The 13953-nt window shown below is 50.1% G+C and carries 7 protein-coding genes and 1 pseudogene; 1 reads left to right on the top strand and 7 read right to left on the bottom strand.

Features of this window, described 5'->3' with window-relative positions; all coding sequences use genetic code 11:
* Nucleotides 1–2: 2 nt before the first annotated feature.
* The 4 genes from ACTJJJ_RS11045 to ACTJJJ_RS11030 all read right to left on the bottom strand — a co-directional run bounded on the left by ACTJJJ_RS11045 (nucleotide 3) and on the right by ACTJJJ_RS11030 (nucleotide 10109).
* Nucleotides 3–6641, bottom strand: coding sequence for a hypothetical protein (locus ACTJJJ_RS11045; RefSeq protein ID WP_440701811.1), 6639 nt, complete (start codon nucleotides 6639–6641; stop codon nucleotides 3–5).
* A 110-nt stretch (nucleotides 6642–6751) separates the two neighbouring features.
* Nucleotides 6752–9160: an SdrD B-like domain-containing protein gene (locus ACTJJJ_RS11040; RefSeq protein WP_440701810.1), complete on the bottom strand. Its 2409-nt coding sequence runs from the start codon at nucleotides 9158–9160 to the stop codon at nucleotides 6752–6754.
* A gap of 22 nt (nucleotides 9161–9182) precedes the next feature.
* A complete protein-coding gene (locus tag ACTJJJ_RS11035) occupies nucleotides 9183–9596 on the bottom strand; it encodes a helix-turn-helix transcriptional regulator (protein ID WP_440702644.1) in 414 nt (137 codons plus the stop codon).
* Between the two features lie 249 nt (nucleotides 9597–9845).
* Nucleotides 9846–10109, bottom strand: coding sequence for a hypothetical protein (locus tag ACTJJJ_RS11030; RefSeq protein ID WP_440701809.1), 264 nt, complete (start codon nucleotides 10107–10109; stop codon nucleotides 9846–9848).
* An 8-nt stretch (nucleotides 10110–10117) separates the two neighbouring features.
* Here ACTJJJ_RS11030 and ACTJJJ_RS11025 point away from each other — a divergent pair, with 8 nt between their 5' ends.
* A complete protein-coding gene (locus tag ACTJJJ_RS11025) occupies nucleotides 10118–10645 on the top strand; it encodes an antibiotic biosynthesis monooxygenase (RefSeq protein ID WP_440701808.1) in 528 nt (175 codons plus the stop codon).
* A gap of 118 nt (nucleotides 10646–10763) precedes the next feature.
* Here the strand turns inward: ACTJJJ_RS11025 and ACTJJJ_RS11020 are convergent.
* The 3 genes and pseudogenes from ACTJJJ_RS11020 to dctA all read right to left on the bottom strand — a co-directional run.
* Nucleotides 10764–11047, bottom strand: a pseudogene (locus ACTJJJ_RS11020) (class 1 fructose-bisphosphatase); the annotation flags it as partial.
* Between the two features lie 7 nt (nucleotides 11048–11054).
* The gene (gene pckA, locus ACTJJJ_RS11015; protein WP_440701807.1) at nucleotides 11055–12653 is read right to left on the bottom strand and encodes a phosphoenolpyruvate carboxykinase (ATP); all 1599 of its coding nucleotides are present in this window, start codon (nucleotides 12651–12653) and stop codon (nucleotides 11055–11057) included.
* A 39-nt stretch (nucleotides 12654–12692) separates the two neighbouring features.
* The gene (gene dctA, locus ACTJJJ_RS11010; RefSeq protein WP_426292654.1) at nucleotides 12693–13952 is read right to left on the bottom strand and encodes a C4-dicarboxylate transporter DctA; all 1260 of its coding nucleotides are present in this window, start codon (nucleotides 13950–13952) and stop codon (nucleotides 12693–12695) included.
* Nucleotide 13953 lies beyond the last annotated feature (1 nt).

The raw sequence follows: 13953 nt of genomic DNA, 5'->3' as shown, positions 1-13953 counted from the left end.
TTCTATGGGGCTGTCAGCGTAATGGTATTATAGCCAGTGGTCAGCGAAGTGGTGCCGGTATTCACAACCGCATAGAACCGGTAGGTGCCCGGATCAAGATAAGCTACGGGCCACTTCCCATTGGCGCTGCCTTCCGCGGATGAGAGCGTGTAAACGCCTGGCTGACCTGCCACAGCAACGGCATAACCCATCCGGTTAGGCCAGCCCCCTGTACTGGTTGCCGCCCAAATCTCCACGCTGCTGATGGTCGTGCCGGTTGGGACACACGTAGTAACGCTGATGGCAGTGGTTACCCTTCCGGCGGTCGTCGTGCTAGGAGTGCCCACCACACTGGCGTTGTTAACCGGAGAAAGTACACTCGCCGTAAGGGCAGAACAACCTGTACCTGTCGGAGCTGTCAGCGTAACGGTATTATAGGCAGTGGTCAGCGAGGTGCTTCCGGTATTCACCACCGCATAAAAACGGTACGTGCCCGGTTCAAGGTAAGCGACAGGCCACTTTCCATTGACACTACCCTCTGCAGATGACAGTGTATAAACACCTGGTTTACTTGCATCGGCAACGGCATAGCCCATCCGGTTAGGGAACCCGCCTGTGCTGGTTGCCGCCCAGATCTCCACGCTGCTGATGGTCGTGCCGGATGGAACACAGGTAGTGACGCTAATGGCGGTGGTAACTCGCCCGACAGTGGTAGTGCTGGCGGTCCCCATCACACTGGTGTTGTTGACCGGTGAAAGCACACTCGCCGTGAGGACAGAACAACCTGTGACTGTTGGAGCTGTCAGCGTTATGGTATTATAGGCAGTGGTCAGCGATGTCGTACCGGTATTCACCACCGCGTAGAAGCGGTATGTACCCGGATCGAGATAAGCGATCGGCCACTTACCGTTGGCACTACCTTCTGCGGATGACAACGTATAAACGCCTGGCTGACTTGCATCGGCAACGGCATATCCCATCCGGTTAGGGAACCCGCCGGTACTGGTCGCCGCCCAGACTTCGACGCTGCTGATGGTCGTGCCGGATGGGACACAGGTAGCAACGCTAATCGCAGTAGTAACCCTTCCGGCGGCCGTTGTGCTGGCGGTACCCACCACACTGGCGTTGTTGACCGGTGAGAGCACACTGGCCGTAAGAGCGGAGCAGCCTGTACTTGTCGGGGCTGTCAGCGTAATGGTATTGTAGGCAGTAGTAAGCGAAGCAGTTCCGGTATTCACCACCGCATAAAACCGATATGTGCCCGGGTCAAGATAAGCAATGGGCCACTTGCCGTTAGCAGAGCCTTCTGCCGATGACAATGTATATACACCTGGTTGACTTGCATCTGCAACGGCGTATCCCATCCGGTTAGGAAACCCGCCGGTATTGGTTGCCGCCCAAATCTCCACGCTGCTGATAGTCGTGCCGGATGGAACACAGGTGGCGACGCTGATGGCAGTCGTAACCCTTCCGGCTGTTGTACTGGCAGTTCCTACCACACTGGCGTTGTTAGCCGGAGAAAGTACACTCGCCGTAAGGGCAGAACAACCTGTACCCGTCGGAGCTGTCAACGTTATGGTATTATAGGCAGTGGTAAGCGAAGTGGTACTGGTATTCACCACCGCATAGAACCGGTAGGTACCCGGGTCAAGGTAAGCGATCGGCCACTTGCCGTTGGCGCTGCCTTCTGCGGATGACAATGTATAAACACCTGGCTTACCTGCCTCTGCAACGGCATAACCCATCCGGTTGGGGAACCCGCCTGTATTGGTTGCCGCCCAAATCTCCACGCTGCTAATAGTCGTTCCGGATGGAACACAGGTGGTGACGCTGATGGCAGTCGTAACCCGCCCTGCCGTGGTAGTACTGGCGGTACCCACCACACTGGCGTTGTTGACCGGTGAGAGCATGCTCGCCGTAAGAGCTGAGCAACCTGTAACCGTCGGGGCTGTCAGCGTGATAGTATTATAGGCAGTGGTCAGCGAAGTGGTACCAGTATTCACCACCGCATAGAACCGGTAGGTGCCTGGATCAAGGTAAGCAGTGGGCCACTTGCCGTTAGCGGTGCCCTCTGCGGACGATAATGTATAAACTCCTGGTTGACCGGCAACTGCAACTGCGTATCCCATCCGGTTCGGCCAGCCACCTGTGCTGGTGGTCGCCCAGATCTCCACGCTGCTGATCGTAGTGCCGACAGGAACACAGGTGGTGACGCTGATCGCAGTCGTAACCCGCCCGGCGGTTGTGGTGCTGGCTGTGCCCACGACGCTGGCGTTATTGGCCGGTGAGAGTACACTCGCCGTAAGGGTAGAACAACCTGTACCCGTCGGGGCTGTCAGTGTGATGGTATTATAGGCAGTGGTCAGCGAAGTGGTACCGGTATTCACTATCGCATAGAAGCGGTAGGTGCCTGGATCAAGGTAAGCGATCGGCCACTTGCCGTTGGCGCTACCCTCCGCAGATGAAAGCGTGTACACACCCGGTTGACCGGCAACTGCAACTGCGTATCCCATCCGGTTGGGGAATCCGCCAGTGCTGGTTGCCGCCCAAATCTCGACGCTGCTGATGGTGGTGCCGGTTGGGGCACAAACGGTGACGCTAATGGCGGTGGTAACCCGGCCCGTGGTCGTCGTACTGGCCGTACCCACCACACTGGCGTTGTTAGCCGGAGAGAGCACACTAGCCGTAAGAGCAGGGCAACCTGCACCCAAATCAATTCCTGCATAGTTCTGCGGCCCCGGTGCCGTCCCTTGCCAAGTACCTGTCACCAGACCATCGAAAATCAGACCATAACCGTATTCAGCTGGATTGTTGTTTAAAGCGGTTGAAGATCCAAATTTTGATCCGGTCAGCTTTACATTTCCATTGTAGAATTCCAGCTCCTTTAATTCTCCACTACAATTGGGACCAGCCAGGAAACGTAAGTATCGCCACGCCGTGGTTGTCCGGATAGCGTATTCGTTCCATCCCGCAGTCGGCGTTTCACTAATTGTCGCCAGTGTAGTCCATCCATTCGCATTTGAAATATCGTTTGACCCCTGAATAGTACTTCCCACAATATGGTCCATGCAGCAATCGGTACGAGGGTACAACCGGACATTGGTGATATTTCCTCCAACATTTGATGGCAAAGTGGTATTATTTACCTTGCTCCAAATTCGATCCGCGATCTCTAGCATACCGGCGTCGCCAGGATGCCGATCACCTGTATTGTTGGGAAATGCACTCAGAGTTACCGGGTCATTTCCAGCTAGAAAAATCGGGTTCGAGATCATATCGCTCAGATTAACAAAGGGCAAATTGCGCTCTGTTGCGACTTCCAAAATCTTGGCATCAGCAAGCGGCTGATCCGGCCACATAGAGTTTGTCACAATCACTTTCGCATTTGGCGCACTTACCTCCAAAACCTTATCGATCAACCTTTTATAAGCTGTTTTAAAGTCGTTTACCTCGACCTCAGCATTCAAGACATTTTCCCCCAATCGGATGATTACCAGGTCCGGTTTCTCGCCACTAAACCCAGTGGTAATACGGTTTTGGAGGGCTGCAAAATCGTACGTAACCCAACCCGCAGGGCTACTGATATAATCCCGTTCGAAGGGCGCCTCCCATAAGGGCAAAACCTTTGCCGCAGAATTTAACTTCTTAAAACGGGTCTCGAGAATATGAGCAAAATCTTTGGCTTGTGTGGAAGATGCCCGTCCCCAACCTCCGGCGGCGGTAAGGGCAGGTGATTGCCAGCCATCGGAACCTGTCTGGGCTACTAATTTGGTGATGCTGTTTCCTACAATAAGTATCCGGCTAAGACTGGTTGATGCTGCGGATCCCGTTAGTCCATAATTATAATCGAAACTCTTTAACAGGCTTCCTTGCGCACTACCTTCCCGAATGTTGGATAGGCGGCCGAAATTATCGTAATTATACCAGGTAAGTTTGCCACTTGGGTCGGTAGCCGATTCAATACCAACCAGAGCCTTGTAAGAATAGGTGTTAATAAGCACCGAAGGCGGAAGGGGATTGAGATTTGAATACAGCGTGTTACTTGGGTACGTCGCCGCCTTTTTGTCGTGGGTACTTATAGTAGAATAACCTACCCCTTTTACCTGGGCCATCGGATACTGCCCCGTCGCATCCCAAAGGAAAGAAGTGATGATTCCATCCCGAGTTGTGGTCTGCGCAACTTTTCCTAGTGAATTATAACTGTCAAAGGTAACCTGAGGAATTGCGTAGTACCGACTATCTTTTGTCGTACCATTGAAAGAGACGAAACTTGATTCAGGAACCGTAGCGGTAAGCCCCACGTATTTCTGGTATGGGACATAGTGTGTAACACCTCCGGTTACCTGTGACTTATAGGTATTGATTGTTCCCCCGACAACCAATGCATTTTTAACTTGTATTTGCTCGATGGGGAAATTAAGCATCTTCATTGAAACCATTGCAGGATAGGTTCCCAGACTAAGGTCTGCCGGATACTTTATTTTGGTTTTTAATGTCTCTCCCTTACTGCTTGTATAAGTTATCTCCGATCGAAGCTTTTGAGCATTATATTTATAGTCCGTTGTTTTCACCAGGGCCTGGCCTGATTCATATAAAGTCTCAACCTCCTTTTCCAGGTACACGGGAAACGTATAAACTTCATAAGTACTAAAAACATTCAAAAAATTATAACCTAACTCCAAGGCAAGTTGTCCAACACCTTGATTGCTTCTTTCTCCAAAACTCATCACAGCAACATTTTGATTGAGTTTGTTCGGGTCTGTAGCATAGGTATATGCCACTTCTTTCTTTAATGTATTTGCCCCATCGTAAACCTTCACGAGTGATACTTGCCCCCGTTCAAGAGAACGGGATGAAGCTTTCCCCAAGCACCCCACAAGCCCCTGAGGTTCAACAAAAGAACTTGCTCCAACATTAAACCCAATGGTGTAGAAAGCGCTACTTTCAGAAGCATCTCCATCCGCAATATCCAAAGGGGACCTCATTGTATATTCTGTATAACTTTTGTCAGCCAGAGACTCAATCACTTTGCCATAAACAACGGGCGGTTCCCCGTCGACAGAAAGCCCATTGATAACGCTATTACCGAAATAGGGAATCCCAGGAAACTTGTAAAGTATCCCGCTGCTAACCGCGCTCGGATTTTCTGGATTATTAGGATCGAAGGCATTAACATACTTGTACTTTCTAACCATTTCCCCTAATGTAATCTTCGATATCCGTAACCCTCCGGCAACGTTGCGCCCATCTGTCACATTCACATAGCCTCTTCCCACTGGCTTTTGAACCCCTTTTTGCGAAAAAGTGTGCAGCTCATATTCATAGTTCTCAATGCCACCTGTAGGATAGGTAATGCCGGTCAGTACACCGATTTTTGTCGATTCAAGGTAAGAAAGGCGATTCGGATAATAAGTGGTGGGATTTAGAAAACTATCCCAACGAGATGATAAACTCCCCAATCCTACCGCGCTCCCGGAAGCTGAATTGTAAAAGCCCCAATAATCTGTACGCAAAGCAGTGTTTACATCAGGAAGTCCATTTCGGTTATAATAATCAAACTTATAATTCTTTCCGTCGACGACAAGCGCATCCAAGAAATAATACCTATCATCCTTCCAGGTACTATAAGTAAAATTCGAACTACTGACCACCGTATTATTGGGGTCTTTTACTTCGATCTTACTAATTCTCTTTGTATCTGTGCTCGCTGACCCAGCTATTTTTTGGCTCAAACTGGTTGATGTAAATACGACAGTTCCTCCATCAAAAACAATGTCTTTCAATACAGCAGGAGTAACTGATGAAATGACATTAGGAGAATCTACCGAAGCTACATAACGAACAAATGTCTGGGCATTATCATTGTAATTAAACTTGATAGTCCGGCCATTAACCGACTTGATCTCTGTAAGATACCAGGCATCTACTTGATAGGGAACACCTTGTGCGTTCCCTCCCGACAGCTCCATGGAACCTGTTCCATCTCCAAAAGTAAAAGTTGTCCCATCATTGGCTGTCAGCCTGAACGCAATACTGTTTCCTCCGCCTAGCCAACTGATATTGGAAAGCTTGTCCACTGCAACAATGTCCTGTGATTGTATCTTAAACTGCCCATCATAGCCCATTATAAAGTATCCGGAATATCCCAGAAAACTAAAAGAAAACACGTCAGGTGAATATTCAGTTGCATGAAGAAAATATTTACCTCCATTCAAATTAGAATTCGAGCCGTAGGTTCCGACGTAAGAGCTTATATTATTTCGAACATAGCTATTTGTTACGGAGTTAGGAGCTAGACTAAAAAAACCATTCTCCGTCCCCCCACCATAGTTACCATAGGTAGTTTCGTCGCAAACGTTGTTTTTTGTTCTCGTAATCACTCCGCCAGCTGTAACCCTCCATCCCATCCCTACACTACTATAAGGGTTTATTGCATTCAACCCAGCTCCACCAACATAATTTAATGTTATTGGAACGGTAATTTCATTGGCCTGAATCTGGGTGAGCGGTATCGAAATGTTAGCCTGTCCGGTGTAGTAAGAGACGGGGCTGAACACCTCTTTTTTGAAACTAGCCACCTCCGGCGTGTTAAACGTCTGTGCGGAAACATACTGAATGGCCAGCACAAAACATAAGACGATGATCTTTAGAAACCTCGACATAATATAATAGATCTGTTATTTTAGAAATTCTGATTCACCATCCATTCAAGAATTGAGATGGATAGGGCATTCTTATTGAGGGGGAAAATTTGCGGTTTACTAGAAGTAACTTATTCCTTTATAACTTTAACAGTCTTTGCCGAAACGCCTGCTTCGCTAATTCTAATGATATATATACCGGATGATCTGGTGGATAAATCGTAGGTCTTTCTCAAACGCCCATTATTGCCGATAACTTCTTCATTTTCAATAACTCGCCCTTGACCATCTATCAGATCAAATGTTGCGGAAGCGGCTTGCGAATTTGTCTCTGCAATCACATTATGATAGGCCGGATTAGGATAAGCGATTAATTCACCATCTTCCGACGTGGCAATATTTTCTCTCTTGCCCGTATCCAAAAAACCAAAATCGATGGTGTGAATATTCTCTCCCATTTTCCCTGTTTTGAAGGAAGCAACCGAATAGCCGCCTTGCCTAATGCCGTCATTATCCAGCTCGGCGTCACTTTGAGATTTACCGATACCAGGTGTTAATCTTGGTTGGTCAAGTTTGATTTTGATCTGGTATAAGGTATTAGGCTGGATCGCCTCCTTAACGTTTTCTTCATCAAATAAGTAATGTCCTCCCAAGTCTGAAAGCGTGGTTCCCATCAGCGAATCGCCAAGCCACAATCCCAATTCTATCCCCGGAAGTCCAGGCTCGTCCGGATCCTGAATGCCATCCGCATTGGTGTCGGACCATACGCGGTTGCCTATCACAACCCCTGGCAGTCCTGATGTTACTGCCAGCCCACCAACGCCGTTGGCTTTGCCAAAAGTGCCTGATTGACCATTCCCATAGAGCAACCACCCGCGGCTGGTTCTGCCGTCTTCGGTGAAAAAGGCCTTGATACCTCCTGAGTTAAATGAATCGGTAGGTTCATGGGCAGTCATAAGCAACTCATTGGTCGCCGGTAGCAGAGCCAGCCCGCCGGCTCCTGTTTCTTCATGCACAGTAAGAGCCTGCCGTTTTTCATCCTTGTAAGTAAAGCCGTCCTGAAAAAAGAACTCCCCTCCCCGAGGTCCCTGGCGATTATCCTTTCCATCGGTCAGCAATTCTCCGGCCAGAGCGTTGTTTTCCAATTCAAATCTGGCGCTCTTATTCCCTGACGCATATATATATACGCGCAAGACATCGCCTGCCGCTACGGCAGAATAACTTGCTTTTCCATCAGGTGTTGGTTGTCCTGTACCCGACTGATGACCGAAGCGGTCCATAATACCGAGGAACATTGTCCCATTGCCGTCAAAGACGATGGACGACAAAATGGGTTGAGGCCGCGTCGCCGTCGACGGAAAAGCGGGATGTAACGCTTTGTTGAAGTCGTCGGTCCATGGATACCAGCTTTCAACATCCAAGCCATTTACCGCTTTACCACGTACGTAGTCCATAGGCATTGAAAACACCAACGTAAACTTTTTGGTGTCCGGATCCAACGCATATACAGAAGCCGAGAGGTCGCTTAGCATTTGCGATTTTTCAGCATCGGAAATAACACCTACGTATATCTTCCCCTCATGTGCTTTTACGGCAAAAGGACGCATACTACCACTGTTATTGGGTGAAGAAGGGATTACAAACGATGTTACATCTGCGGAAGTTGGCCTGGCTGCGGTATCTTCGGGAATATTGATAGCGTATAGCGCTCTGTTATACAAATTCATGACGTACAACACCTTGCCATCTTCCGATATGTCGATGCCTCCAAGTCCTAGTTTGCCGACATCGGCCATGAGCAGTGCATCGGTGCTGTTGCTGTCAACATCAACCTTTAGTCCCTGATGATGATCATCTCCTGTTGGAATACCTATTGTTTTTAGATCCAGCCAGGGCACGGTGACTTTCGTATGCCAGTCGGTACGGTATATACCTCCGCTGCCCAGCGGCCCAAACCCCACGTGGCGCTTAGCAAAGGCTGCTGAATATAAGTGATTGCTGTTTTTATCGAAAGCAACCGCCCATAAGGCTCCGACCTGATTGGAACTGGCCAGCGAAAAAGATACAGTATCGTCCAATGATACGGCTTTCAAAGCCGTAGCGCTGTCATTTCCCTTACCGGTGGTATAAACTGGCGATACCAGAAAGGGTTTATCTGAAACATATTGCGCTGGGTGATATCCTCCCCAGTTCACCTCAGAAGCCGGACTTTTCACAAACATCACAGCCGGCGTCGATGTATTGCTCTGCAACTTTCTAAGCTTACCATCAAATAAGATTCTTACCTGCTTGCCTTCCGGAACGTCCAGGTAGTATCGCCCTTTGGCATCGCTTTGGGTTTGAGAAATCAGTCCGTATTTGCCAGACGGTAACAAACCGTAGGCTTTAATTGAGATCCCGGCTATCGGCCTTTCGGTGTGAGCCATTTTCTCTCCGCTATTGCCATTATCAAACACTCGTCCAGTTATTTGGCCGAATGCAAACATAGGAAGCGCCAGCATCGAAACCAGCACAAAATAGATTGATATATATTTTTGCATGAATACTACGACAGTTGGTTCTTTACTTTGATTTTTGTTGATTATTGTTTTGTCCTTGTTCTGGCCATTGCCGATTGAAGGATAAACTCCTCAGGGACGTTTGGTCCGGTACGGCTGCCTGTCCCCCGATTGATTCAGTTGGCCCGGATTTAAGTTCCGTGTTGGGGTCAATTGGATCGACTCTCCTAATACTGGCTATGGATTTTACTGTCCAGAGGTATAAAAGTCTGCGAAATTCAGATTTGCCTTTCACCTCTAACTTTCGAATGATATTTTTCCGGTGCCGTTTAACAGTTTCGGTTGCGATACTTAACGTATCAGCGCTTTCCTTACACGAGAAATCATTAAGGGTCATTAGTAGTACCTTACGTTCTTGCCCAGTTAGTTGCCCAAGTGCGGGAACTTCAGTTAATGAAGGCAAATTAAATACTGGCATTAAATCACTGATATACATTGGCTTATACGAAAATATGTGGATGGGTAAATGGATCTGTAGCACTCTGCATTTTCTTTTAAAGAAACATCAAAATAATGCTGTCTGAGAGCGCATTCTGATAAAACAAAATTGCCTAAACGTAGAATACTTGGCAATTGCCAGTAGGGGGTAATTTGGGGTTACATGTAATTATAACTACCAAACAACAGTCAAAATATTCTTACAAAAGCTACAAAGCGCGGAGTGAGGCTAAATAAAAGAAGGTAGAAAACTTGCCACGGCTTTGGTGTGCATTTTTCGAGGTATAGCCAACCATTCACCGAAACTGAGATCATCAAAGCCCTCAAAGATTTGGATTCTGGCAAGCAACCGACCAACATTGCCAGGAAAAAGATAAGCCTCGCTTATGGGGATAGTGACACCTCTGAACCCAGCAAACACCAATTCTTCAATAAGTTGAAACGGCTGCAACAGGTATTTTATAAATTTACGTTCATCGCTTTCAAACTGCATTCGCCCCTATGGCTATTCACGTTGCTATTACCCGCAAAGTCCTTCCCGGAAAAGAAGAAGAATTCAAAGATGCACTTCGGCGTTTTCTTGGCGATTCATTTCTGCATGGCGGTGTGCACGGCGCAGCAATGATGACTGCTTTACCTGGCAGCGAGAGCCGGGAAATTGGCATATTAAGGACGTTCGCCGATCAGGCTGAGCGGGATGCCTTTTACAATTCGAAGCTATTCAAAGATTGGGAAGCCTATGCATCGACGTTGACGGAAGAACCGGTCTATCGGGAGCTAACCGGCCTGGAAGCCTGGTTCCGCTCACCTGTTCCTCCACCGAGATGGAAAATGGCCGTGGCTACGCTTTGCGGTGTATATCCTACCAGCTTGTTCCTGACTTATCTGCTTGGGCCGTACATCCAGGGACTCCATCCTGCATTAAGGACTTTAATTGTGGCTGGATGCATGGTGGGATTACTGACATGGGTCGTGATGCCGCAGGTTACGAAGGTACTGAAACCTTGGCTTTCGGCGATCAAAAAGTAGTAAGTAAGACCAATAGTAACACGCTTGTGCAGCGCAGCGCAGCGAAAGTTACAAAGCAAAAAGTGACGGGCTGCAAAGCCATGGGGGCCGCCTAGGCGCTATTTACCGCGGCTAGGCGCCTAGCCGGGGGTGTTGCTTCCGTGGCGGGGTACAGATAAATTCCGCCTTTGAGCAGGTTGCGGTGAACGTCGGCGATCAGCACGCCAATGTAGCGGGCAATAAATGTGGAGGTGCCGTAGAGCACATAACCCGCAGCTACCTGGCTCAGGCCGCCCTGCAAAAAATCCGCTTCCACCGCGGGCGTGCCGGCATGAACTGGCGTCGATAAATGGAGAAAATGGTCCCGATGGACACATTGACGTCGATGTTGGAGGAGCCATCGAGCGGATCGATGGCGATCACATCCATTTTAGGCAAACGATGGCTCTTCTACACCTTGACCTGCCGGATTGTGATAGGTCTCGTAATTTTCCTGAAATGCCCGCATCAGACGGGTGGCGGTGTCGTCATAATCCGCCCGGTTCCGCCAGGTCTGGCGTGGGTTGAGCAATTCTTCAGGAATGCCCGGGCAGGCCATAGGAACCTGTAAGCCAAACGGTTGCAATGTCTGATATTCGACCCGATCGAGTACGCCCGACAGCGCACCCCGGATGACGGCGCGGGTGTGCGCCAGTTTCATCCGATGTCCGGTGCCGAACGAACCGCCTGTCCAGCCGGTATTCACCAGCCACACCGGCACGTCCGAGGCTTTCAGGTGTTGCCCCAGCAAACCGGCATATTCGAAAGGATGCAGTGGCAGAAAGGCCGCGCCAAAACAGGCCGAAAACGTGGGCACAGGCTCTTTTACCCCAACTTCCGTCCCGGCCAGCTTGGCCGTGTAACCCGACAGAAAGTAATACATCGCCTGCTCCACCGTAAGCTTCGCGATAGGAGGCAGCACGCCAAATGCATCCGCCGTCAGGAAGAATATGTTGCGCGGTACGGGACCCACGGACGGGTTGGCGCGATTGGCAATGTAATGCAGCGGGTAGGCAGTCCTGGTATTTTCCGTAACCGACTGATCGGCATAGTCAACAGTCCGGGAGTCGGGGATAAAGCGCGTGTTCTCCAACACGGCGCCGGGCCGTATCGCACCATAGATTTCAGGTTCATGTTCCGCACTGAGATTGACCACTTTGGCATAACACCCCCCTTCAAAATTAAACACCTGATCGCTCCACCCGTGCTCGTCGTCGCCGATGAGCTCCCTTTCGGGATCCGTGGAAAGGGTTGTTTTTCCGGTGCCAGATAATCCAAAAAACAATGCCGTATCGCCAGCTTTGCCCACATTGGCCGAGCAATGCATCGATAAAACGCCCTTCCGGGGCAGCGTGAGGTTGAGAACCGAGAAAATGCCCTTCTTCATTTCGCCTGCGTAGCCAGTGCCGCCGATCAAGATGACCCGCTTGCTGAAATTAATGATGGTAAAATTACCCTGCCGTGTGCCGTCGGTAGCGGGATCCGCCTGAAAGCCGGGAAGGTTCAATATCGTCCAGTCGGGCTTGAAATCGGCGCGTTCGGCTTCGGATGTTTCGATGAAAAGGTTGTGACAGAAGAGATTATGCCAGGCATATTCATTGATCACGGCGATGTTAATGGCATAACGCGGGTCGGCACCGGCTTTCACGTAACGCACGAATACGGACCGGCCTTCCAGCGAAGCGAGCATGCGGTGGTGAAGGTGGTCAAATTGTTCGGGTTCGATGGGCTGGTTAACAGGTCCCCACCAAACGGTATCTTCGGTCAATGCATCGCGGACGATAAACTTGTCTTTGGGCGACCGGCCTGTGAACTTGCCGGTGTCGCACATCAGCACGCCTGCTTCGGTGAGCACGCCCTCGCCGCCGTCGAGCGCCAGTTGGGTCAGTTCAGGCACCGTCAGGTTCAGCGCCACGGTGGCGGTGGCCGGTATGCCCAGGCATTGGAGTAAATCGGTATCTATGGCGGAATGGTTCGGGTAGATGTTCATATAGCAAAGGAGTTTTGGTATAAAAAAGAAAAATGCGGGTTACCGGCTCAATACCGGCTTGGGGTTGGGCATATCAGGAATGGCGGGAGGAGGGGTACGTTCGTCGAATGCCTGTTGCATCATCTTGCGGTCGAAGGCCTTCTCGTTGTTGGCCAGAAAAATCGTGGCGACGGCATTACCGATAAAGTTGGTGATGCTGCGCGCTTCGGACATAAACCGGTCGACGCCCAGCAACAGTGCCAGCCCTTCGACGGGGATCACGCGCACGGCCGTCAACGTGCTGGCGAGCACTACAAACCCGCTTCCCGTGACGCCCGCTGCCCCTTTCGAGGTTACCATGAGGATGCCCATAATGGTCAGAATTTGCGAGCCGGTGAGTTCTACACCGAACACCTGCGCCAGGAAGACCGTCGCCAGCGAGAGGTATATCGTAGTGCCGTCCAGGTTAAACGAGTAGCCTGCGGGAACGACCAATCCCACCACCGGCTTGGCACAACCCATGCGTTCGAGCTTTTCCATCAGGGCGGGCAGCGCTGCTTCCGACGACGATGTGCCCAGCACGATCAGCAATTCCTGCCGAATGTATTTCAAAAAAGACCACAGGCTGATCTGATAATAGCGCAGGATGGCATTAAGCACGACAAACACGAACAGGAACATCGTCATGTAGACGGTTGTCATGAGTTTGGCAAGGGGCAAAAGGGTCCCAATCCCATATTTGCCGATCGTATAGGCCATCCCGCCGAATGCACCGATCGGTGCAAACCGCATTACTACATACAGCGCTTTAAATATCCATTTGGAAGCAGCAGACAGCGCGCTCAGGATCCGTTCTCGCCCCGTATAGCGGCTCAGTACCATGCCCAACACAATGGATACCAGCAACACCTGCAGCGTGAGATTATCGGCCAGGAATTGGAGCCATGAAAACGACTCGGCACGTTCGGAATACTGGCTGACGGCCGCGCCATTCAGGTTGCCGGTCGCGACCCCGTCGCCCGGCCGGATCAGGTTGGCCACCGCAATGCCGATGAGCAGCGCCACGGTGGTGACCACCTCGAAGTACAGCAGTGCTTTTCCACCGACGCGCCCCACTTTTTTCAGATCACCCATACTACTGATTCCCAGCGTAATGGTAAGAAAGATAATGGGATTGATAAACAGCTTAATGACGTTGATAAACCACTTCCCCAGAAATTCCATCTGGACTGCGGTGCCGGGTGCAAAATGCCCGAACAAGGCACCGGCGATAATGGCGGTCAGCACCCAAAACGTCAGGTTACTCAATAACTTCTTCATA

Source organism: Dyadobacter sp. 22481, assembly GCF_052044875.1.
Classification (GTDB): domain Bacteria; phylum Bacteroidota; class Bacteroidia; order Cytophagales; family Spirosomataceae; genus Dyadobacter; species Dyadobacter endophyticus.
The sequence above is the reverse complement of the archived record's forward strand: the minus strand, read 5'-3'. Positions and strand labels throughout refer to the sequence as shown.